General features: G+C 42.1%; 26 protein-coding genes. 21 read left to right on the plus strand and 5 right to left on the minus strand.

The window, feature by feature from the left end; genetic code table 11:
- Positions 1–129 precede the first annotated feature (129 nt).
- The 10 genes from MHB56_RS25415 to MHB56_RS25460 all read left to right on the plus strand — a co-directional run bounded on the left by MHB56_RS25415 (position 130) and on the right by MHB56_RS25460 (position 5,243).
- Complete coding sequence (locus tag MHB56_RS25415) at positions 130–309, plus strand: hypothetical protein (protein ID WP_038570027.1); 180 nt, start codon at positions 130–132, stop codon at positions 307–309.
- 164 nt (positions 310–473) lie between these two features.
- On the plus strand, positions 474–1,040 hold the full coding sequence (locus MHB56_RS25420; RefSeq protein WP_036689784.1) for a putative ABC transporter permease: 567 nt from the start codon (positions 474–476) through the stop codon (positions 1,038–1,040).
- A 146-nt stretch (positions 1,041–1,186) separates the two neighbouring features.
- Positions 1,187–1,663 (plus strand): DUF523 domain-containing protein, encoded by a 477-nt coding sequence (locus MHB56_RS25425; protein WP_341144154.1) that lies wholly within the window; start codon positions 1,187–1,189, stop codon positions 1,661–1,663.
- Positions 1,664–1,712: 49 nt separating this feature from the next.
- Positions 1,713–1,859, plus strand: a complete 147-nt coding sequence (locus tag MHB56_RS25430; protein WP_155288116.1) for a hypothetical protein — start codon at positions 1,713–1,715, stop codon at positions 1,857–1,859.
- A gap of 168 nt (positions 1,860–2,027) precedes the next feature.
- Positions 2,028–2,477 (plus strand): DUF4362 domain-containing protein, encoded by a 450-nt coding sequence (locus MHB56_RS25435; RefSeq protein WP_076130343.1) that lies wholly within the window; start codon positions 2,028–2,030, stop codon positions 2,475–2,477.
- 30 nt (positions 2,478–2,507) lie between these two features.
- Positions 2,508–2,981: an NUDIX domain-containing protein gene (locus tag MHB56_RS25440; RefSeq protein ID WP_341144391.1), complete on the plus strand. Its 474-nt coding sequence runs from the start codon at positions 2,508–2,510 to the stop codon at positions 2,979–2,981.
- A 16-nt stretch (positions 2,982–2,997) separates the two neighbouring features.
- The gene (locus tag MHB56_RS25445; RefSeq protein WP_248548017.1) at positions 2,998–3,585 is read left to right on the plus strand and encodes a histidine phosphatase family protein; all 588 of its coding nucleotides are present in this window, start codon (positions 2,998–3,000) and stop codon (positions 3,583–3,585) included.
- Positions 3,582–4,007 carry a hypothetical protein gene (locus MHB56_RS25450; protein ID WP_076130341.1) on the plus strand — a complete coding sequence of 142 codons (426 nt, stop codon included), beginning with the start codon at positions 3,582–3,584 and terminating at the stop codon, positions 4,005–4,007. Before MHB56_RS25445 ends, MHB56_RS25450 begins: the two co-directional genes overlap by 4 nt.
- Before the next feature lie 24 nt (positions 4,008–4,031).
- Entirely contained in the window at positions 4,032–4,427 is a 396-nt protein-coding gene (locus MHB56_RS25455; RefSeq protein WP_248548018.1) for a ribosomal maturation YjgA family protein, read from the plus strand.
- A 24-nt stretch (positions 4,428–4,451) separates the two neighbouring features.
- Positions 4,452–5,243 (plus strand): lipid II flippase Amj family protein, encoded by a 792-nt coding sequence (locus MHB56_RS25460; RefSeq protein ID WP_036689792.1) that lies wholly within the window; start codon positions 4,452–4,454, stop codon positions 5,241–5,243.
- Positions 5,244–5,267: 24 nt separating this feature from the next.
- Here MHB56_RS25460 and MHB56_RS25465 read toward each other — a convergent pair whose 3' ends face one another.
- The gene (locus MHB56_RS25465; RefSeq protein ID WP_143762462.1) at positions 5,268–6,077 is read right to left on the minus strand and encodes a hypothetical protein; all 810 of its coding nucleotides are present in this window, start codon (positions 6,075–6,077) and stop codon (positions 5,268–5,270) included.
- Between the two features lie 204 nt (positions 6,078–6,281).
- On the opposite strand from MHB56_RS25465, the gene MHB56_RS25470 reads away from it, so the two are divergent.
- Both MHB56_RS25470 and MHB56_RS25475 read left to right on the plus strand, forming a co-directional pair.
- Positions 6,282–7,139 carry an SDR family oxidoreductase gene (locus tag MHB56_RS25470; protein ID WP_076130339.1) on the plus strand — a complete coding sequence of 286 codons (858 nt, stop codon included), beginning with the start codon at positions 6,282–6,284 and terminating at the stop codon, positions 7,137–7,139.
- A 369-nt stretch (positions 7,140–7,508) separates the two neighbouring features.
- Positions 7,509–7,910, plus strand: coding sequence for a DUF4265 domain-containing protein (locus MHB56_RS25475; protein WP_076130337.1), 402 nt, complete (start codon positions 7,509–7,511; stop codon positions 7,908–7,910).
- Positions 7,911–7,994: 84 nt separating this feature from the next.
- On the opposite strand, the gene MHB56_RS25480 is transcribed toward MHB56_RS25475, so the two are convergent.
- Positions 7,995–8,972 (minus strand): alpha/beta hydrolase, encoded by a 978-nt coding sequence (locus MHB56_RS25480; RefSeq protein WP_076130336.1) that lies wholly within the window; start codon positions 8,970–8,972, stop codon positions 7,995–7,997.
- Between the two features lie 156 nt (positions 8,973–9,128).
- On the opposite strand from MHB56_RS25480, the gene lepB reads away from it, so the two are divergent.
- The 3 genes from lepB (at position 9,129) to MHB56_RS25495 (ending at position 11,972) form a co-directional block, all read left to right on the plus strand.
- On the plus strand, positions 9,129–9,626 hold the full coding sequence (gene lepB / locus MHB56_RS25485; RefSeq protein WP_076130335.1) for a signal peptidase I: 498 nt from the start codon (positions 9,129–9,131) through the stop codon (positions 9,624–9,626).
- Between the two features lie 184 nt (positions 9,627–9,810).
- Positions 9,811–10,848, plus strand: coding sequence for an HD-GYP domain-containing protein (locus MHB56_RS25490; protein WP_340397938.1), 1,038 nt, complete (start codon positions 9,811–9,813; stop codon positions 10,846–10,848).
- 263 nt (positions 10,849–11,111) lie between these two features.
- The gene (locus MHB56_RS25495; protein WP_076187007.1) at positions 11,112–11,972 is read left to right on the plus strand and encodes an alpha/beta fold hydrolase; all 861 of its coding nucleotides are present in this window, start codon (positions 11,112–11,114) and stop codon (positions 11,970–11,972) included.
- A gap of 83 nt (positions 11,973–12,055) precedes the next feature.
- Here MHB56_RS25495 and MHB56_RS25500 read toward each other — a convergent pair whose 3' ends face one another.
- Positions 12,056–12,373, minus strand: coding sequence for a MazG nucleotide pyrophosphohydrolase domain-containing protein (locus MHB56_RS25500; RefSeq protein WP_076130332.1), 318 nt, complete (start codon positions 12,371–12,373; stop codon positions 12,056–12,058).
- Between the two features lie 97 nt (positions 12,374–12,470).
- Between MHB56_RS25500 and MHB56_RS25505 the strand changes: the two genes are divergently transcribed.
- From MHB56_RS25505 to MHB56_RS25525, 5 genes are all read left to right on the plus strand, one after another.
- Entirely contained in the window at positions 12,471–13,049 is a 579-nt protein-coding gene (locus MHB56_RS25505) for an LOG family protein (protein ID WP_076193859.1), read from the plus strand.
- Positions 13,050–13,814: 765 nt separating this feature from the next.
- Positions 13,815–14,564, plus strand: a complete 750-nt coding sequence (locus MHB56_RS25510; protein WP_076130330.1) for a GTP pyrophosphokinase — start codon at positions 13,815–13,817, stop codon at positions 14,562–14,564.
- Between the two features lie 156 nt (positions 14,565–14,720).
- Positions 14,721–16,346 (plus strand): glycoside hydrolase family 9 protein, encoded by a 1,626-nt coding sequence (locus tag MHB56_RS25515; protein WP_341144155.1) that lies wholly within the window; start codon positions 14,721–14,723, stop codon positions 16,344–16,346.
- 122 nt (positions 16,347–16,468) lie between these two features.
- Positions 16,469–17,218 (plus strand): ABC transporter ATP-binding protein, encoded by a 750-nt coding sequence (locus MHB56_RS25520; RefSeq protein ID WP_341144156.1) that lies wholly within the window; start codon positions 16,469–16,471, stop codon positions 17,216–17,218.
- Positions 17,215–17,976: an ABC transporter permease gene (locus tag MHB56_RS25525; protein WP_076280315.1), complete on the plus strand. Its 762-nt coding sequence runs from the start codon at positions 17,215–17,217 to the stop codon at positions 17,974–17,976. The genes MHB56_RS25520 and MHB56_RS25525 overlap by 4 nt, the downstream gene beginning before the upstream one ends.
- 2 nt (positions 17,977–17,978) lie before the next feature.
- Here the strand turns inward: MHB56_RS25525 and MHB56_RS25530 are convergent, their stop codons facing one another.
- Positions 17,979–18,248 (minus strand): excalibur calcium-binding domain-containing protein, encoded by a 270-nt coding sequence (locus MHB56_RS25530; protein ID WP_036689812.1) that lies wholly within the window; start codon positions 18,246–18,248, stop codon positions 17,979–17,981.
- 201 nt (positions 18,249–18,449) lie between these two features.
- On the opposite strand from MHB56_RS25530, the gene MHB56_RS25535 reads away from it, so the two are divergent.
- Positions 18,450–18,956 (plus strand): hypothetical protein, encoded by a 507-nt coding sequence (locus MHB56_RS25535; protein WP_339173344.1) that lies wholly within the window; start codon positions 18,450–18,452, stop codon positions 18,954–18,956.
- Positions 18,957–19,978: 1,022 nt separating this feature from the next.
- Here the strand turns inward: MHB56_RS25535 and MHB56_RS25540 are convergent.
- Positions 19,979–20,836 carry an alpha/beta hydrolase gene (locus MHB56_RS25540; protein WP_341144157.1) on the minus strand — a complete coding sequence of 286 codons (858 nt, stop codon included), beginning with the start codon at positions 20,834–20,836 and terminating at the stop codon, positions 19,979–19,981.
- Positions 20,837–20,985 lie beyond the last annotated feature (149 nt).

Below are 20,985 nucleotides of genomic sequence, written 5' to 3' on the forward strand. Positions count from 1 at the left end.
TGTTTTTGTTGATGATTATAGTAAGTATTGTATAATAAATAAAAGTACAACCTCATCAGAGTGTTTTCTCCAAGTTCGTCTTAGCTTTTCGCAAATTTCACAGATCTTTGCCAACAGGGAGGAAATGGAATGCGTAGTCGGAATGAGAACAGCCGTTACCGGCAAAAACGTGGTGAGGCTCTCGCAGGAAACTTTGAGAAAAAGTACGGTTCAAACTTTGGCGTACGCAGTGAGCTTAAGATGGATGCACTGAAGAAACAAAACGACGATCAGTTGCTGACGACACCTCATGAAGAAGAGCATAAATAATTAGAGGTAACAAGTGGGAGACTTTTACTCCTGGAATTCTGGAATGGAGGCATAACCTTTTGGGTTATGTCTTTTTTTGTGCGCATATTTCCAGAACGATCAAGACATAATAGGGCCGGATGGACAACTAAGAAAATAATGACAACGGGAGGCGAGATTAGGTCATGATTATTCCTATATTTTCGTTAAGTGGAGATATAGCAGTTACTGTGGTGGGCCAATACTTTTTTTATTTTATGGTCTATTCCTTTTTAGGTTGGGTATTGGAAGGGACCTATAATCTATACAGTAATGGAAGCTTTCGCAAAGAAGGATTTCTAAAAGGTCCATTTAAGCCGATGTACGGCTTTGCTCCACTATTGCTATTGATTGCTAGAGATTTGACGCTGCCACTTCCGCTTTTCCTATTTCTTGCGCTAATCATTCCTTCTGCTGTGGAATTTATAAGCGGTTGGCTGTTAAAAACGGTATTCCATAAGCAATGGTGGGATTACTCAGGAATGTCTTATCAACTGCAAGGGCATATTTGCCTGCGTTTTTCTCTATATTGGTGGGGGCTTTCAGTAGCTAGTGTGTATGTAATTCAGCCGCTTATGGAGCTTTTATATTCGGGTGTTCAGCCTATTTGGAAATTCGTGCTTCCGATCGTGGGGTTCTACTTTATGGCGGATTTATTATGGACCTGCTGGAGCCGGTATCGGATGGAGAAAACCCCTCAATATCAGAAATAATGGTTTTCTATATGTGTACTACGAGTCTTCTTTTGTGTATCAAGCACAAACATTTCGTGGACAGGCATTTCGATATTGCATATCCGTTTCTAGTCATAAATAATATAGCAATATATTAAATACTAGACGGACTGGTGGCGATAACGATGACAGGGAAGATTCTAGTGAGCGCATGTCTGTTAGGGCATAAAGTACGTTATGATAATGGCGATGTTCCGTGTCTCGATGCCCGATTCCTAAAGTGGTATGAGGAAGGGCGTTTTGTCCATATTTGTCCAGAGGTAGTGGGAGGTTTGCCAACCCCTCGTCCTGACGCACAGCGGCAAGGAGATCGGGTAGTGACGGGGGCAGGCGTCGATGTTACGGAGCCATTTATGAAGGGGGCTCAAGCCACACTAAAGCTGGCTAGGGAACATCAGGTTGCATTAGTTATTTTAAAACAAGACAGTCCTTCATGCGGAAGCCTGTATATTTATGATGGAACCTTTAAGGATACGAAAGCAACGGGAGAGGGCACCACTACGGAGCTGTTGAGGAAAAATGGGTTTAAAGTATTTGGCGAAGATCAGCTGGATGAAGTCGAGCAGGAACTCGCACGTATGGACGGGCAGGGCATTCTTTAAGTAATAAATAGGCAGCAGGATACATAGTGTGTATAAGGGGAACGAAGCAGTGTCCTTGGGAGAGGAAATGCCGTCCGATGAGCCATCCTTCATTTGGGATAGGAGGCGGACGCAGATGAGTATTGATCAGCTCATTGCTTTGCTCGTTCTTGTCATTATGATCGTACAGCTTGCTGGCACAAAAGGTAAACACTAAGACTCACCTCATTGTAACTGCTTCCGGAGCTCAGCATTTTTTGAGTTCGGAAGCTTTTTTTGTCCACGGCTATGCATATTGTGAAATCTAAAGGATTCCTTCATAGTGATGTCTAATATACATATAGTGGGTTTTTGGGAAGTCCAAGGAAAGAATTTAGGGGGAACTATGAAATTTAGAACATGGATAATCATTGTGCAGTTATTTATGATTGCTGTGCTTGTAGGCGTGTTGGCGGCCGATCTAGGTGAGACAGGCTCAGATGAGTCTAAACATGATGATATTTTAATACATTTTGATCAAAAAGATTTAAACAGGATGAAAGAAACCGTTCAAAGGTTTAGTGAAGGTAAAGGAGATAACCTGATGTTGATTGAGCCAACCACGGATAGTGGACGGTTAATTCATGATTTCTATTCTAATGGTAAAGAGCTTCATTGGGTAAAGGATGATACAAGAGATGCATGGAGTAGTAGTCCCGGGAAGATCGAATATGTATGCCAAGCGATTGAACTAATAGAGACAGGTGAGCGGTTTAATGTCGAGTTATCTCAATGTAATGTTCAGCCAGACGGTGAGAAAATAAACGTGATCAGCTTTTTAAAAGAAAGATTATAAACCCATTTACGGAGAGGATGGATGATCAATATGCCGATGTCTGAGTACTATCAAGGGATTCGTGGGAAAGTGGGCTCAGAATTATTAATGATGCCTTCCGTAGCTGCAGTAGTAAGAAATAAAGAGGATGAGATTCTGTTCATCCGCAAGCCAGGAGAATCTTTGTGGGGATTGCCTGCGGGAGCGATTGAGCCAGGGGAGCGTCCCGGAAGAACCTTACGCAGAGAGGTATATGAAGAGACAGGGTTGATGGTTCATCCTACGTCGATTTTAGGTGTTTTTGGTGGAGCGAAATATAGATACGAATATAGTAATGGCAATCAGGTAGAATATACGGTTATTGTATTTGAGTGCTCTATTATCAGAGGAACGCTTAGAGCTATAGATGGGGAGATCGAAGAATTTAAATTTTTCAAAGAGAACGAGCTGCCAGAGATTGCAATTCTTTATCCTAGAGAGATTTTTATAAAAGACCGAGAGAAGACTGCAACGATATTTGAGTGACTGAGAGGAGTGCCTCATGAAGACATACATTTATATGGTTAGACATGCAGTGTCACCTTTTGTATTAGGGAATGAGCGGGAACGGGGATTATCCGAAAAAGGACACGCAGACGCTTATAGAATCAAAGAGCTTTTGACGGAGGAGGAAATTACATATTTTGTATCCAGCCCATATAGACGAGCCGTAGAGACAATTAAATATTTGGCAGAAGCTTCGAACCAAGAGATTGAACTGTATGAAGAACTCAGAGAACGAGCAATCGGAAGTGTCGAGATTGAAATCAGTGAAGATGATTTTCTGCAGGGCATTCGGACATCGTTCAGCGACAAGCAATATAAAATGCCGGATGGAGAGAGTACCCAGGGAGCACAAGAGCGTGCAATTCCTGTCATCAAGCAATTAATTCAACAGCATAAAGGCGGCAAAATCGCATTAGGTACGCATGGGAATATCATGACCATTATCCTGAACTACTTCGATAAGAAGTATGGATATGAGTTCTTTGAACAGACGTCCAAGCCGGATATTTATAAGCTGGAATTTGAAGAATTGGAGCTTACCCATGTGGAGCGGCTGTGGGACTCCGAAGTGCTGAACAGATGAAATATTTTATAAAGCTGAATGCACTAAGCGTACTTTATGCCTTTATGTTGTTTGTTGTAATAGAGCTGCCATTGAATATTTATCGAATCAGCAGAATTTCCGGCTTGGAGCTGGGAAAAGTAGATACCTTGCTGTTTATCTTCAAGCTTGTTTTATTTTTATTATCTTCTATAGTATTTATTTGGCTTACAAAAAAATATTTGAGCGGAAAAAAATCCATGTATTTCACTACGATCCTATGGTTTCCCTATTTGATTCTATTCATTAGTTTATTCGCAACCTGGTTCCCAATCACAGAACCTGCAGATAAACCTGCACCGGTAACAGGACTGATCATAATAGGAGCCATGATTATTTATCCGTTTTATATCGCAATGATTAGTATTATCGCAAGCATCAATTTTAAGTCAGAAGCTGGATAGAGGTTGGAAATGAGGATCAATGATTTGAAAGAAAGACTTTTTTATACTTGTATCTGCCTCGTTGTTATTGTATTGGGGTTAAGCTCTAGAGTATTCACGGATCAGCTGCCTTTGTTTGTATCTAGACATTTCGGAGATGCGCTTTGGGGCAGCATGGTTTATTTTATGTTTCGGGTCCTACTGGTAAATCAAAAGCTAAGGCTCGCCTTTGTATGGAGTTTGGTGTTTAGCTTCGGTATAGAATTTAGCCAGCTGTATCAAGCGGAATGGATCAACAGCATCCGTTCTACAGTATTGGGTGGTCTAATTCTCGGAAAAGGATTCCTGTGGATCGACCTTGTTAGATATTTAGTGGGCATTGCCCTTTGTTATGGATTGGATCAATACTTTCACCAAAAGGTGCACCGAAATAATAAATAGTGTTTATTGGAGAGGAACCTTTAAATGGTAAATAGTTTGATTGTGGTATGCTTGCTTACGATGATTATTCACACGGCAGAAACCTTATCGTATTCGGTACGATACGCCGGAGTGAAGCTGAACAAGATAGCCATTGCGTTATCTCTCACAGGCATTATTGTTCTCGTCTCAAGAACTGCAAATATGATCCAAGCTCCACTGACGGCTAAATTCGTAGATTATGCCAAAATACATTCCGATTTTCCACTTCTTAATTACTTGAGAATTATATTATTGGCTTCTTCATTAGGGACTTTAATTGCCATTGCTGTGTTCCCTACCTTTGTAGGCTTGTTTGGGAGAATCATCTCTAAGCTTGAAATCGAAGGTTCTATCCCAAAACTGCTTACCAGTGTGACGATCGGGCAACTTAAGAACACAAGAAAATACATAAGAAAACCAAAAGTGAACTTATATAACTTCAGATACCTGGGGATTCCTAAACGTTTTATTGTGATGAATGTTTTTGTTACAGCCTTTTACACCGTAGGTGTCATATCATCTTTGTACGCTGCTCATCTAATGCCTCAATATAGCACGACTGCTTCTCAAGCTTCCGGACTGATTAACGGTATGGCGACTATTCTGCTGACCATATTTATCGACCCACAGCTTGGTCTTATTACCCATAAGGCTACTGAAAATGTAGAATACCGTGATCAGCTAGGAAAAATATATGTGGTATTGATGGGTTCACGATTTGTAGGCACTATATTTGCTCAGCTCCTAATTGTGCCTGCAGCCCAATTAATTAGTATGTTAGTGAAGCTGATTTGAGCCGGTGGGGGCGAATCATAATCATTAGGGAAGTTTAGATTCTGCTGCTCGTAGTGCTAGCGAAATCTTCTGTTCCCAGCTGTAAATATTCTGCTGCATGGAATGAATTCGTTTCATTTGCTCATAGGATGATTTCAATTCTGTAGCGGCTCTAACTGCATCTCCTTGCTTAACAGCTGCTTTATATTGTTTGTCAGCTTCCGCGCGTACTTTCTGCGTGGCAGTGAGATTCTTACTTTCGGCAGTTATTTGTTTCTTTAAAGCAGTGATGGGTGCCAACGCATCTTTGACGGGTTTAAGCTTAGCAGCGGTTTGCTTGCGAGCGGCTGCCAAAGCGGTTGTCTTTGTCTTAATTTCGGCTCGGGCGAGGGTTACAGCAGCCTTTAGTTTATTACGCTTCAGGTCCAGCAATGTGACTGTTTTCAAGTCTTTAGCTTTCTTGGCTGCGGTAGACTGTTTACTGAGTGTGCTGTATTGTTCCAGAAGGGGGGCATGTTTCTTCTGAACTGAGCTAGCTTCTGAAGATAAGCGGCTTAACAGTGCTTGATCTGTTGACTGTATGACGGTACGAATAGATTTCAGAGCGTCATTATTCTGTTTGCGTAACTTCTGAATTTTTGAGTTATCTGTCTTGAGGGTGGCTTGAAGCGCGGTATAATTACCATGAAGACTGTTAATGTCATCCAGCGCGGAATCCCAGCCAGTAGCAGCAGACACAAGTGTGAGGTTACAGGTTAAGAAAGCTGCTACCAGCACTAATTGAGCCACCCATTTTAAATCCCTAATTCTGAAAATGTTCGTTCTACATCTGACGGTGTTTTTTGGCTTAAACATTCCTCTCAGCTCCTTAATGGATTAGTTAATATACGCAAAAAAGCACCTCCAAGATAGGCATTGACGCCTGTCTTGCGAGGTGCTTCTCCCGCACAGAAATATAAAAGATGCTCTTACTATAACTTGAAATTAATGGATAGTCAATGAACAATAGAACGTTTGTTTGCTTGTTTTTATAATTGTGAAATACAAAGGGGAGTAAATATGAGTTCACATCTAGAGTATGGGCACGATCGAGTGGCCCTGATTACCGGAACCTCCAGTGGATTTGGACTGCTGACAGCGCTCAAATTAGCTGGACAGGGGTTTAAGGTGATAGCAACCATGCGTGATTTAAGCCGTAAAGGCGAGCTGGTGCAGCAGGCAGAGCAGGCAGGAATTTTAAAGCAGCTTCATTTAATGACCATGGATGTAACTGACAGCGATTCTATAGAGACAGCAATATCTTCAGTACACGAAACATTTGGAAGAATTGATGTTCTAGTCAATAATGCAGGTTTTGCCATTGGCGGTTTCATAGAAGAAATATCTATGGAGGAATGGCGGCGGCAAATGGAGACGAACTTTTTTGGATTAGTGGCTGTGACAACAGCTGTGCTGCCCATTATGCGAGAACAGCAGAGTGGCACGATTATTAATGTGGGAAGTGTAAGTGGATTATCCGGATTTCCAGGTTATGCGCCTTATGCAGCTTCTAAATTTGCTGTTGAAGGCTTCAGCGAAAGCCTGCGTCATGAAATGTCCCCTTATGGAATAAGGGTGGTATTAATTGAACCGGGCTCCTTCCGAACACCGATATGGGGAAAAGGCATGGAGCAAATTCGACGTAAGGAGGATTCTCCGTATAAAGCGCGTCTTGACGCTGTGCTACGATATTCCAAACATACTGCTGAGACAGCGCCTGACCCTAGTCAAGTGGCTAATCTTATCGGTCGTATTACCGAAATGAAGGCACCACGGCTACGTTATCCTATCGGCAAAGGTACGCGAATCTTAATCTTAGGCAAAACGCTGCTTCCATGGAAGTGGCTGGAGAGAATTATTGCGAAAGAATTGAGGTGATAGGATGGAGTCATCCATAAATTTAACAATCATTAAACTAATAGGTTATGTGTCCAGTTTGATGACCGTTTTTTTATGGCTAATTTTTATATTCATCAATCCTTATGCTGAGATTACGAATCGCTCCACTCTTGTGATTAGTATAATTATGTTGTTATTACCGGCGGGGTTATTAGCAATAGGTGTCTTTTTAAACAGAAGTCGGCTAATGCTGCTTGCATTTATCTGGAGTTTTCCCTACAGTTTATATATGTTATTAACACCGGGAATCTTTAGGTTGTTCGGGATTACGAGCCTAATGTATTTACTTTGTTTTGTGTTATTTAGAATGAACAAGATTAGATATTGAACAAGGATAGAGGTGTGCCGATGCTAGAATCGTCCGGAATCCATATCTGCTTCAACGCAGATGGCCGTGAAATAGAAATCCTCGATGTTACTCCATTTGGCAAAGATAAATTTCGAATTGAAGAGACACCGATTTTTAATCCGGCTGTTACAATGGGAGATATTATACAGGTGAAGGAAGAAAATGGAGTCTATTATTACCAAGAGACTGTTCAAAAATCTCCTTTCAAAAGATACGCTTGGCTGCTTAGTAAAGAAGCTGTTGATTCAACGGCCATTGCAGCTTTTAAACATAGAATTATAGAGAATGAAGGCAAATGTGAGTTGATCTTTGGCGGTTTGTTCGTCATTCATATTCCTAAGAATACTTCAATTGATGTTGATGGGGAAATGAATCGAATTATTGAGCGGTTCGAGATTTAAATACTAAGAAAAAAATGCTGCGTCATGAAATGCAAGGAAACTTGCACATGATGACCGCAGCATGGAGAATAGAAGAAACGCTTTTTATTTTATTTCTTCCATAAACGTCTTGAAATTTTCAGCGATTTCTTTTGATTTGGTATGGTGCAGATAATGTCCTGCATCAAGTTTTACCAATTTTCCTTGTACGGAATTTTTGACTTGCTCTTCATGCAATGATATCCAATCTTTTAAGAGAGTATCATCCCCTTGAACAAAGAGCAAAAGGGGGAGATCCTTTGGAAAAGTTGAATTTAGAGCCCCTTTATAATTAGAAGACATATTTTCCACTTCATTTAAGTTAGTGTAATTATAAGTGTTTCTAAGCGTAAGCAATCTCAATTGTTCTTTAGTTTCATCATCAAACGGCAATTCAGCATAGGGATTTCCACTTGATTTAAATAACAATCTGCCCAAGCCTGATTCTCTAAGTAGTTTTAATTTTCCTGTTGGTATTTTAACACCTATTCTGTCTTCCGTTGCAATACTATTATCAATCCCGACAAATGCACTCACTTCGTTTGGATATTTGTTCACATAATTCAAACTGTACATACCGGAAATAGAGTGTGCCATTAGAATATAACGGTCAATATTAAGCTGCTTTACAGCTTCATGAATTTCACTCACAATGTTTTCTGTGGTTCGCTCTTTTTCAGTTCTATCACTTAATCCATAACCGAAAGGCTCAATCACGACAACTTTGTAAAATGGAGATAGTTCATCTATTAACAGCTTAAAATCAAGTCCCGGTGCCACCGTTCCATAACCAGGTAAGAGCACGACTGTCTCTTCACCCTTTCCTTGAATCAAAACGTTCATATTTTTACCATCGACGCTTACAGACTGACCATAGGGTTTTATTTTAGCTTGGTCCGATTTATTGAGGAAAATATTAGCGACAAAAACAGTCACTAGAAAAAGTACTATTGCAGTAGCTAAAGCCCCTAAGGAAATAAGTATAATTTTCAGCGGTTTATTCATCCTTTTTTTAATAACCTCTTCTTCTGGTTTCAATCGCATCTTCTCCTGTTCTAATCGCTTTATTCTAGCTATCTTAATGAGTTGCTAAAGAAAGCTTACCCGATGAAGATGAACTATACATGACGACAATATGAACTGAATATGAACCAGCTAAAAAAAGTTTGACTCTATAAAATGAATGTGAGGTGAGCAATAATGTTGAAATTTATGAAGCAATGGTTGCCGAGTATTGTGATCGCAGTGGTTATTTCTTTGTTTGTTAGAACCTATGTTGCTGAAGCCATGAGAGTTCCAACGGGCTCTATGATCCCAACGATTCAAATCAATGATCGCTTAATTGTTGAGAAAATGTTATGGATGACCACACTGGAGCATGGAGATATTGTTGTATTTACGCCACCTGTAGCTGGTGATGAGAATAAAAGATATGTAAAAAGGCTAATGGGGCTGCCTGGAGATACCTTGGAAATTAAAGATGGCGCACTTTACCGAAACGGAGCGAAGGTTAACGAACCTTACCTCAATGAACAGATGGATTACACTTTTGGACCGGTTACGGTACCCGCCGATCATTATTTTTTTCTCGGAGATAACCGGAATATAAGCTATGATGCTCATCTGTGGGATACTCCATTTGTGTCGAAGGATAAGTTGATTGGGAAAGTAATCGCTGAATTTAGCAATCCCTTTTAGGTAGTGTGTAAGACGGATAAATGTAAGGCTTAATCTCTAAAAATAGATTTAGGGGTGCTGAAGTCGCGGGGGTCTTTTGAACTAACCGAGTGCTTTAATGAGTCTTTAACCATATTGTTACTTTGGAAGAATTTAGCTATCCTTAAGGTAAAATATACCTACATATAGTAAGGGGTGCTGAATTTTGAAAGCTCATGTCACAGATCTCAAACATGGCGATTGTCTAATCACAGATACATTCAATAGTGTTGGCCTACACGTGCTTCCGAAGGGGACAGTGGTCTACGGAGAAGAAATCACCATCCTGATGAGGCATCAGATTGATTATGTCGATATTGAACCACGCATGATGGTGCTGGATAATGAAGAAATGAATGTGGCACAAGGGATAGATGGTAATTTTGATCAAGCCATCCAAAACTATGAATCTATATTTCTGGAAGCACTCAGCAAGGGTAGCTTTACGCAGTCAGATGTTGATAATACGCTGCAGCCATTGCTGGAGAAATTGGATGAACAAAAGGATGTCGTTTCTTTATTATTGCTGCTGGAACGTGATGATATCAGTACATACAACCATTCATTGCAGGTCGGACTGTTATCTTTTTACATAGCGACTTGGTTAGGTCATACAAAAGCCGAAAGATTTGAGATTAGTAGAGCCGGTTATTTGCACGATATCGGAAAAAGCCAGGTTGCTCCACATATCTTAAATAAGACGGATAACTTAACTCCCGAAGAATCAGAAGAACTAAAACGTCATACTTCGTATGGATACGACATTATCCTTAAATCGATGAATGACGAAAAGACCGCACTAGTGGCGCTTCAGCATCATGAATTCGAGGATGGTACAGGTTATCCTAACAATCTCCGTAAACAGGACTTGCACCCGTATACGCAGATTGTTGCTGTTGCAAATACTTATGTAGGCATGACCTTAGGAAGAGCGAATCAACCAAAACAAGGCCTGATTAACGTTCTGCGCAAGGTACATGAGCTTGGATTTGGCAAGCTGAATGGAAATGCGGTACAAGCTCTAATCGGACATTTATTGCCGAATTTTGTGGGTAAGAGCGTGCAGCTTAGCAATGGTGAGCAAGGTACGATTATTATGAATAATCCGTTGGATATTTTCAAACCTCTGGTAAAAATAAATGAGACTACGTTCAGAGACTTATCTAAAGAGCGTAATTTGACTGTTGAAGAAGTATTTATTTAACGAATATTTTTGTGGCGATAAATAGGAGGCTATCTCCCTGATCCGTAAAATCAGGGGATAGCTTTTTTGTGTTATAATCGAAATTGGGTTAAAAACCCTTCAATATGGAATAGGAGAGTGCTTATCGTGATTATCAAATTCATTCGTTTACGTTAATTTGAGGTGCAATTCAATGATGACATCATCCATTTTTTTGAAAATGTATTGAGTCTTATTTAACTGTGCATTCATTGATAAAATTCGAATGAAATGAGGAATGAACAATGAGCGAAAAAATAGTAAAAGTAAACGGAATTGATATATGTTCGGATAGTTTTGGAAATCCTAGCAATCCTGCGATATTGCTGATTATGGGTGCCACCTGTTCTATGGTTTATTGGGATGAAGAGTTCTGTCAGCGATTAGCAGATACCGGACGTTACGTTATTCGTTATGATAACCGGGATGTCGGACGTTCCGTTGTTTATGAGCCTGGGAGTTCCAATTATACCGTGATGGACATGGCAAATGATGCTGCTGGGTTACTAGACGCCTATAATATAGAACAGGCAAATATCGTTGGAATGTCCTTAGGCGGAATGATTGCGCAAGTCCTTGCTACACGTCATCCGCAAAAAGTTCTAACCTTAACCTTGATCGCATCAAGTTTTTTCGAATCTGACGATAATGATCGGAACTTGCCTCCTATGGATGAGCGGATCCTCGCATTCCATGCAAATGGAGCAACACTGGATTGGTCTAATGAGGAAGAGGTAGCCAATTATTTGGTTTCAGGTTCCGGCATACTCTGTGGTTCAAAACATAAATTCGATGAGAAAAGAGCGTATAAACAAGTAAGGCTGGAAATAAAACGTGCCAACAACTTGCTTAGCATGTTTAATCATTCTCTTCTTACAGGGGATGACGGCTACGAGGGCAAGGCAAAAAATATCATGGTTCCTACCTTGGTTATCCACGGCACAGAAGACACGGTGCTTCCTATAGAGCATGGCTTGGCGCTTGCGGCGGAAATTCCTGATGCGTCGCTTCTAACCCTGGAAGGAACGGGCCACGAAGTCCACCCGGATGATTGGGAAACCATAATCAAAGCCATTTCGAATCATACTTTAGGCGGTAAAGCTTAACAGGGCTTAAAGAGTAAAATAAAGAAGGGCTACAATTCGGTCTTGCCGATTGTAGTCCTATTTTTTCTAGGATTACTTCGTCCCTAGGAATTAAATCGCTTCACTAATTTTTCTTTATGTGCAGTAAAAGCCTCTTCTAAAGTGATGCCATATAAGTCAGCTAACAATGCGATATTTCCGAGAACATCCCCGATTTCCTCAATCAAGTCGTTTTTCAGTTGCTCTGGAGTACGAGTCGATTCATCCGGTCGATCTCTGCCGATTTCATAGGAGCGTACAGCTCGAGCGACTTCACCGGTCTCTTCCATTAAGAATCCGACTCTTATAAAAGGACCATAAGTAGTCCAGCCTCGTTCTCCATAAAAATGATTAATCCATTTCTGCACATCATTAATTTCCATATTATGTAGCACTCCTTAATCTTTCACATGATTTATACTCCAACATATAGTATATTAGATAGCGGACATTATCAATATATAGTTTGGAGATGAGATTTTGAAATCAATATGTGTTTTCGCAGGATCGAATTTAGGGGTGCATGAGGATTATAAAGCTAAAGCTGTTGAACTTGGTAACTACATGGCTATGCATAATTATCGTTTAATTTACGGTGGTTCAAAAATCGGATTAATGGGTGAGGTCGCTAATGCTGTTTTGAATGGTGGAGGCGAGGTAATCGGGGTAATGCCTAGAGGATTATTTAATGGGGAAATGGTACATAGAGAGTTAACGCAGTTGATAGAAGTAGAGGATATGCATGGCCGTAAAGCAAAAATGGGAGAGCTGGCAGATGGCTTTATTGCTTTGCCTGGAGGGTTTGGAACGTATGAGGAGCTCTTTGAGGTTTTGTGCTGGTCACAAATTGGCATACACAAGAAGCCGGTAGGGGTTCTAAATATCAGGAATTATTTTGATCCTCTGATGAATCTGATACATAACAGTATCCAAGAAGGCTTCTCTAATTCTTCGCATCTAAGTCTGCTAAACGTATCCAACGAGCCGTTGGAACTCTTGACTCTTTTGAAGGAGTATGTTCCGCAAACGCTTGAGCAAAAGTGGAAACAGCTCAACTGAATAATGAAACTTTCAGTTTAATGATCGGGTACTCGGGTACACTGTAATCTGGACGTAAACCAACCGAAATCAGGCATTAGTTTCTCCATGACCTTTACCGCTGAGGGTTCGGACTCAGAAGGCGTTATTTGCACTTAGGTTACTTTGGGTTCTCGCGCGATTTGAACTATCCCCCATGCTTGTGAACACACTTTTCCGATGGATCGGACTCAGCTGACCTTATTTCTCCATTTCGAATGTTTTAGGCGAGCTATCGGACTATATTGCAGCTATTTACTCATAACCACACCGATTCTGCACTGTTACATGGTAATAAGAGCTATACGGTCCGATACTTCTGTAAAAATGACCAAAAAGCTCAAATAGCTGCAATACGGTCCGTAACATATTGAGGGTCTTTGGCTAGTTTGGTTATTTGGGTTAATTTAGTTTCTTGGGCATCATGGGTTTGGTTCTTAGGTTTATCTCCGTTTGAGCAGGGTTTCGGACTCCAGTGACGTTATTTCGTATGAAGAGGTTCATATTTTGTGCTTTTTTGCCAATAGCGATTATGGAGTCCGATAGCATCCCGATTATGGGATTATACTGTGTATAAGGTCAACTGGGTCCTATAGCGACTTCGCAAGTGGATTCGCGGCGCAAAAGGTACGTAATCAAACGAAGTGTGAGGTTTGGATTATGGCTACATTACCGCTGAATTTGAAATTCACTAGTGGATTGGCTATGATAAATATAGAGAAACGCTACAAGAGGAGAAATGAGATAATGACCCCCGAGAATCAAATCGAACAATTTAAGAAGCTTAAGCACGATATCACTCGTTTCATGTTAATTTATAAATTTGCATTGGATGAGATGGAAACGAAGATTGAGATCCTAAAACAGGAGTTTCAGTCTCTGCATGATTACAGCCCAATTGAACATACCAAATCGCGTATTAAGTCTCCAGAAAGTATCATGAACAAGATGCTGCGCAAAAATGGTGAATTATCGCTGGATTCAGTGAAAAATTGTATTAAAGACATCGCTGGTCTGCGGATCACCTGTTCTTTTATCTCTGATATCTATCATGTTAGTGAGATGCTTCAGAAGCAGGATGATCTAACGGTCCTTGAGGTAAAGGATTATATTAAGAACCCTAAACCTAACGGATATCAGAGTCTTCACTTGCTGATTCAAGTCCCTGTTTTTATGTCCGATCGCCAGGAGCTTGTCTGTGTAGAAGTTCAAATTCGTACCATTGCTATGGATTTCTGGGCAAGCCTCGAACATAAAATCTTTTATAAATATAATAAATCAGTACCTGAGAGTATGACTCGTGAACTTAAAAATGCGGCGGATGCCGCTCATGCCCTTGATCTGCAAATGGAGCGTCTGCACCGGGATATAAAGGAAATCAAAGACGATGATGAAGATGATCTTAGCTCCTTCGAGGAAGAGCTTCGCCGTATAGTGGTTCATAATAAGCAGTTCACACTTCCAGCTAACTTTATTAAACTGCTTGACGACAAATAAACTGTTTTGTCCGCCTAGAGTTATCCGTTTCCTTTCGGGTGACTCTAGGTTTTTTCTTGTATACATCATTGCTATAGATAACTAGAATAGAGTATTCTCAACTAGAAGAGAATGGTTACTTCAGCTTCATCATTTTTACATAAAAGGAGAATGAAGATGAGCGAGCGTACACTTCGCACCATTACTGTGAATCAAATCGGATATCCGCTGGATGGACAAAAGATCGCAGTATTTACAGGTACTGAGCATGATTTTCAGGTAGTTGATGTTGATAGTGGGACTATTGTGTTCAAAGGTAGTTCAGATGCTGGAAGATTTGATAAAGCCAGTGGAGTAACTTTGCACACAGGTGATTTCTCGGAAGTCAATACTGAGGGAAGATATCGGATTGAGCAGAGCGAGGGTGTAGCTTCGGCATCCTTTACAATCTCAGATCAGCCTTATCATGAGCTTCAACAGGGCTTGCTGAAAGCTTTCTATTATTATCGCTGTGGCGTTGAGTTGACTGAAGAATATGCTGGAGATTGGAAGCACAAGGCGTGCCATACTGCAAAAGGGATTGTATATGGGCAACCGGATCTTCAACTAGACTGTTCGGGTGGCTGGCATGATGCAGGTGATTATGGAAAATATAGCGGTCCCGGTGCGAAAGCTATCGCGGATATGCTGCTTGCCTATGAATTATATCCCTCGGCTTTTGTAAGCGCTATCCCATTGCCTGAAAGTGATGGATCTACGCCAGATGTGCTGCTGGAATGCAGGGTGGAGCTCGATTGGTTGTTTAAAATGCAAGACTCCGCAACAGGTGGTGTATACCATAAATTGACTACGTTAAGCTTTCCTGGTCTGGATGTTATGCCTGAGGACGATACAGCAGACCTGTACTTCTCACCAATATCTGCTACTGCAACTGGGGATTTTGCTGGTGTTATGGCTATGGCTGCAAGAGTGTACGAGCCTTTTGATGCTGCTTTTGCGCATAAATGTCTGGATGCTGCGGGGGCAGCATGGGAATGGGTTGTACAGCATCCAGATGTACCCGGTTTTACGAATCCGCCTGAGATTAGCACTGGAGAATACGGGGATGGAGTCGATAAGGACGAGCGGTATTGGGCAGCGGCGGAGCTGTATCGTACGACAGGGAAAGAGAAATATCATCAAGCTGTTCTGCAGCTAGTGCAGCTTGCTTTTCCAAAATACAGTTTAGGCTGGGGTGATATGGGGGGCTATGGCACTATTGCTTATCTGTTAAATGGTGAGGAGCAAGCAGACCGTGCTTTATATGCCTCGTTAAAAGAAGGGCTTGTTGCTGAGGCGCAACGATTAGCGGAACAGAGTCGTGAGGAGGGCTATAGGATCTCCTTAAAAGAGGAGGACTATATCTGGGGCAGCAATATGCTAGTAATGAACAATGCAATGCTGCTGCTGGCGGCTGAATATTTTAGTGGAGACTCCGGTTTTGCGGACTGTGCCTTAGATCATCTACATTATCTGATGGGGCGTAACGTTCTGGATATCAGCTATGTTACCGGGTTTGGGGATCATGCCGTGATGAATCCGCATCATCGCCCTTCTGTAGGTGACCATGTGGCTGATCCGGTGCCGGGATTGGTGTCAGGGGGGCCAGATCGTGGGCTGCATGATGAATATGTAGTTGAGCATTTACAAGGAAAACCAGCTGCGCAGTGCTTTGTCGATCATGAGCTTAGCTATTCTACGAATGAAGTGACGATCTATTGGAATTCACCTGCGGTGTTTGTTGTGGCCCGTTTTAATCAATAAAAAGCAATAGTTCGAATAGGGAAAGACGTCCTGAAACTGGATGTCTTTCTCTTTTTTATAGCTGAAATGCTATAATACTAGACGGTATGCTATTTTAGCGGATGGTATTAGGAGGTAGGGGATTGAGTAGTATTTTTGAGATTCAGAGACTTGCAAAACTTAATTGGAAAAGTAACGACCAAACTTCGAAATATCTTTTCTCGGAGATCTCCGCAGACATAGCTGAATCGGACCGCATCGCATTGATTGGTGCCTCTGGCCAAGGGAAAAGTACATTCCTTAGAATCCTGGCTCTCTTGGATGCTCCGGATGAGGGAGATATGTTGGTAAATGGGACTTCATATAAAAGTATGGATGCGAGATTATGGAGGATGAAAATAGGGTTTGTAGCACAACAAGCGGTCATGCTGTCTGGCAGTGTGGAGGATAATTTAAGAACTGTCAGCAGACTGCATGACAAACCTTATGATCTTAAACTAGTGCAGCGACTAATTGGGCAATTGGGGCTGGAGCATTTGGATTTAAGCAAAAAAGCGGCAGATTGTTCGGGTGGTGAAAAGCAGCGGATTTCTTTAATTCGATCCTTGCTGCTCCGACCTACGGTATTATTGCTCGATGAAATCACCGCTTCGCTCGATGTTAACAGCACTCAAATGGTTGAGAAGCTACTAGAGGATTGGCATAAGGAAGAAGGCACTTCGATGATTTGGGTCACTCATGATCTTAAGCAGGCGAGCAGAATAAGCACAACTACATGGTTTATGGGAAAAGGCAGGTTGGAACAGCATGTGAGCGAGTCTTTTTTTGCTGAATCTGCGGAAGAATTGGCTAAAAGGTTCGTTCGGCCTTCGGAAGGAGCGTCGTTGTTATGAGTTATACAGCACTAAGTTTCACGCTTCTGTTTGTATTAGGGACAATGTTGGTCTCCGTGTGGCAAAAGCTCGGACTGGAAAAAGATATCATTGTAGGCACAGTGCGGTCGGCCATTCAATTGCTTGCGGTGGGGTATGTGCTGCAATTTATTTTTAAATCGGATCAGGTCATTTATGTAATTGTGATAATACTCTTTATGATCAGTGTAGCCGCATGGAATGCAGCCAAAAGAGGCAAAGGCTTGCGCGGATTAGTCTGGAGAATTGGACTGGCGATTGCTACTATGGAACTGCTCATGATGGGCATTCTGCTCAGCTTACATATCATTGAGGCTACGCCACAATATATCATTCCGATTAGCGGTATGACCATTGGCAGTGCTATGGTGGTTTCAGGGTTGTTCATTAACCATATCAAGCATGAAATTCAGCAGAGCAAAGGGGAGATTGAAACGTTGTTGTCTCTTGGCGCAACGGTCCCACAGGCGATCCAGGAAGTTAGAAAAAGATCTGTAAAATTCAGCATGATTCCTACCATCGACGGTATGAAGACGGTTGGGCTTGTTCAACTCCCTGGAATGATGACCGGAATGATCATCGCGGGTGCTGATCCTGTAGTAGCTGTTCGTTATCAGATATTAATTGTGTTCTCGTTCACTGCCTCTGCTGCCATAACGAGTATGCTGCTCAGTGTACTGAGCTACAGACTCTTTTTCACGCCGGATCTAAGGCTCAAGCAAATAGTGGAGCAAGGCTAAGCCTATTTCTCACAAGCAATTCCGTCTTTGTCACGGTCGCTTTTTTTATTGGCAGTATAGAGTTCTTTCGATACGTAGGGTTTGTATTTCGTTTTGCCGCCTTTGTTCTTGGTTGAGCTGGAAATGGCTACTCCACCTTTGTAATCTTTGTTTAGCTCCGTGCAGTTTTTGTAGGTTTTGGCCTTGGATTCTGCGCTAGCTGTATTCAAGGTAGCGACGGATAGAGTGAGTAGCAGGCCTGCTACTAGACAGATGTTTAAGATTTTTTTCATGGGAACACTCCTATAAAAATCTAATGAAATTGCTGGTTGTGTAGTATCATTGTATTTTATATTACCAGTTTAATTCATTGAGGTATACATTATTGGGAAAATTGGAAACGGTGTACATATTTATGGGTGAGGTGGGGGAATAATTAGATTCAATTCACATGTAGTGAACAGGCTACGAATGAGGTGATTCTAATTAGCAAAATGAAAATGGCGACTGCCCTAATTGCGGGATTGTTGCTTCTGCCGGGAATGGCTATGGGTGCATCAGCCCCCGTTACTATGACTCACGTTAATGGAGAACTGCTATCGGCTATGCCCAAGCCAGCTCCGGAGTCTAGGCACATTATATTACCTTCTGCAATTCAAGCGTCAGAGCTATACGGGTTCGGATTACAGCATCGGAATGCCTCGATTCAATATTCGATCTTCTCTAAAGATTTCAAAAAGATTATGTATCCGCGGTTTGTCGAACTAAACTGGGTGACGGGTGTCTCCAGCCCTTGGATCACGAACTACGAGGTCACTAAAGAAACGATAATTAACAAGAACTCAGAGGTCATAGAAATGCGTTTGGATACTGCGACTTCAAGTGGACCAGCACCTTCTATACTTTTGACAATCTCACTTGTGCAAGAGAAGAATAGCTGGGTGATTACCGGAGTGACATCGGACCCCGAGCTGCCGCGTGGCGGATTGCCTAGGAAGTAGGTTGGTTATGGATAGGAAAAAGAGCAAGCGTAGTAGGGGGTTCCCATACGCTTGCTCTTTTTTTGTTTCGAAAGCACAATCGTTTAGTCCACGTGGTCTGTTTTTCTACAAATGATCAGTGACAATGTTCAGCCCAGGGTGGCAATGCCAACTCAGCGTCACAAATGATCAGCTTACGTTGGTGATTATTTAAGAAACCTCGCTTCACAGATCGTTACGGACCGTATTGTAGCTATTTTTGCTGCACTGCACGATCGTTACGGACCGTATTGCAGCTATTTTGGCATTATGGTCGTCCTGGCGAGAGTTTCGGACTGTATGGCTCTTTTTCCCCTAAAATCACGCATTATAGGAGTACATTTGGGTGAATAGCTGCATCTGAGTCCGATAGCATGGCTAATTCGCCGAAATTATGAAAATAAGGGCTCCTCGGTCCGATCACCGCCAAGCTCTAGTGTATTTAGAGTGACAATGCCAGCTCAAAGTGGCAAGGCCAACTCAGCGTCACAAATCATCAGAGACAATGTTCAGCCCAGGGTGACAATGCCAGCTCGCGTCACAAATGATCAGCCTACGTTGGTGATTACTTAAGAGACAGCGCTTCAGACATCGTTACGGACCGTATTGCAGCTATTTTGGCATTATGATCGTTCTGGCGAGAGTTTCGGACTGTATGGCTCTTATTCCCCTAAAATCACGCATTATAGGGGTACATTTGGGCGAATAGTTGCATCTGAGTCCGATAGCATGGCTAAATCGCTGAAATTATGAAAATAAGAGCTCCTCGGTCCGATCACCGCCAAGCTCTAGTGTATTTAGAGTGACAATGCCAGCTCAAAGTGGCAAGGCTATCTCAGAGTGACATAGCTCAGCTTACATCACAAAGCACAACTGGAGCCATCAGCCCAACTCGCATCGCATAGCCCAACTCACATCACACAGCTCAGCTCAATCACCAGCTCAGCGCCAAAAACCCCAGCTCAAGCCACAACAGCTACCTAGATTATCCAGCTGTTAAGCGACTAATCTCTTCCCGCCTTCACCATTAATTCTGCCAGCATTTTGGGTTCGGTTCGAACGGTGGTCATGTGATCTCCTTTGCCCTCGATGAAGCGGAAGACGCCTAAATGACTGGATTGTGTAGGATGGAATCCGTATGGACCTTGCGGTATCGCGGTGTCCTCCGTTAGATAAAGATAACTTTTGGGAATCTGGAGACTGTAAAATTTCTTGAGATCAAGCTTTTCGAAAAGTGGACTTGCTGGCTCAGGAGGAGCTTGTTTGTAAAAAGCTTGCGCTTCCGCAAGACTGGCGGTGTTGACGAATGTATCCCGGAAAAGAGGGAAAGGGAGCGTTATGGTGTTATTGCCGGAAGTATCTCTCAGCTGTTCAAAGTACTTCAGCGAATCAGCTGGAAATTGGTCCGCCACACTTTGCCCATCCAGCGGTACGAAGGCGTCGAAGAATACCAGACGTTTGATCCGATCCGGTACTTGCTGAGAGACGGTTTGGATCACCGAACCACCAAAGCTATGTCCAAGCAGAATGATATCCTTTAAGTCTTTTTGCTTGATATAGTCGACAACAGACTGTGTGATTTGCGCATGCGTTACATTATTGTTATTGTCCCCGCCATGTCCGGCATATTCCGGAGTATAGACGGTGTGCCCTAAGCTGCGAAGTGCGGCGGCCGTTTGATCCCAAAAACCAGCAGTAGCCCAAGACCCATGAACTAGAACAAATGTAAGAGGCGCTTGTTTCGCTGCTGTTTTGTTATTGGCGGCCTCAACTGTGGAGCTGAGATTCATAGGCTGGAAACCCATAATTGTAAAGACAGTGATACATAAAGCTAACACTATTTTTGTGCGAATCGATTTCATACTGTGCCTCCTATGTGGGGTGAGAGTGTAGTACTTAGAGGATGCCCCGTTTAGAAAAGAAAGATGAATTTTTATCAGGAGTAGTGAATCTCCGCACCTAGGCATAGGCAAACGCATATCTTGTGTTTAGGGAAAGCAAAAATTTATAG

Source organism: Paenibacillus sp. FSL H8-0315 (genome assembly GCF_038005365.1).
Lineage (GTDB): Bacteria > Bacillota > Bacilli > Paenibacillales > Paenibacillaceae > Paenibacillus_AQ > Paenibacillus_AQ odorifer.

Coding starts and splice junctions, on each gene's coding strand:
- MHB56_RS25415 (WP_038570027.1), top strand. CDS start 130: ATGCGTAGTCGGAATGAGAACAGCCGTTACCGGCAAAAACGTGGTGAG.
- MHB56_RS25420 (WP_036689784.1), top strand. CDS start 474: ATGATTATTCCTATATTTTCGTTAAGTGGAGATATAGCAGTTACTGTG.
- MHB56_RS25425 (WP_341144154.1), top strand. CDS start 1,187: ATGACAGGGAAGATTCTAGTGAGCGCATGTCTGTTAGGGCATAAAGTA.
- MHB56_RS25435 (WP_076130343.1), top strand. CDS start 2,028: ATGAAATTTAGAACATGGATAATCATTGTGCAGTTATTTATGATTGCT.
- MHB56_RS25440 (WP_341144391.1), top strand. CDS start 2,508: ATGCCGATGTCTGAGTACTATCAAGGGATTCGTGGGAAAGTGGGCTCA.
- MHB56_RS25445 (WP_248548017.1), top strand. CDS start 2,998: ATGAAGACATACATTTATATGGTTAGACATGCAGTGTCACCTTTTGTA.
- MHB56_RS25450 (WP_076130341.1), top strand. CDS start 3,582: ATGAAATATTTTATAAAGCTGAATGCACTAAGCGTACTTTATGCCTTT.
- MHB56_RS25460 (WP_036689792.1), top strand. CDS start 4,452: ATGGTAAATAGTTTGATTGTGGTATGCTTGCTTACGATGATTATTCAC.
- MHB56_RS25465 (WP_143762462.1), bottom strand. CDS start 6,077: ATGTTTAAGCCAAAAAACACCGTCAGATGTAGAACGAACATTTTCAGA.
- MHB56_RS25470 (WP_076130339.1), top strand. CDS start 6,282: ATGAGTTCACATCTAGAGTATGGGCACGATCGAGTGGCCCTGATTACC.
- MHB56_RS25475 (WP_076130337.1), top strand. CDS start 7,509: ATGCTAGAATCGTCCGGAATCCATATCTGCTTCAACGCAGATGGCCGT.
- MHB56_RS25480 (WP_076130336.1), bottom strand. CDS start 8,972: ATGCGATTGAAACCAGAAGAAGAGGTTATTAAAAAAAGGATGAATAAA.
- lepB (WP_076130335.1), top strand. CDS start 9,129: ATGTTGAAATTTATGAAGCAATGGTTGCCGAGTATTGTGATCGCAGTG.
- MHB56_RS25495 (WP_076187007.1), top strand. CDS start 11,112: ATGAGCGAAAAAATAGTAAAAGTAAACGGAATTGATATATGTTCGGAT.
- MHB56_RS25500 (WP_076130332.1), bottom strand. CDS start 12,373: ATGGAAATTAATGATGTGCAGAAATGGATTAATCATTTTTATGGAGAA.
- MHB56_RS25510 (WP_076130330.1), top strand. CDS start 13,815: ATGACCCCCGAGAATCAAATCGAACAATTTAAGAAGCTTAAGCACGAT.
- MHB56_RS25515 (WP_341144155.1), top strand. CDS start 14,721: ATGAGCGAGCGTACACTTCGCACCATTACTGTGAATCAAATCGGATAT.
- MHB56_RS25525 (WP_076280315.1), top strand. CDS start 17,215: ATGAGTTATACAGCACTAAGTTTCACGCTTCTGTTTGTATTAGGGACA.
- MHB56_RS25530 (WP_036689812.1), bottom strand. CDS start 18,248: ATGAAAAAAATCTTAAACATCTGTCTAGTAGCAGGCCTGCTACTCACT.
- MHB56_RS25535 (WP_339173344.1), top strand. CDS start 18,450: ATGAAAATGGCGACTGCCCTAATTGCGGGATTGTTGCTTCTGCCGGGA.
- MHB56_RS25540 (WP_341144157.1), bottom strand. CDS start 20,836: ATGAAATCGATTCGCACAAAAATAGTGTTAGCTTTATGTATCACTGTC.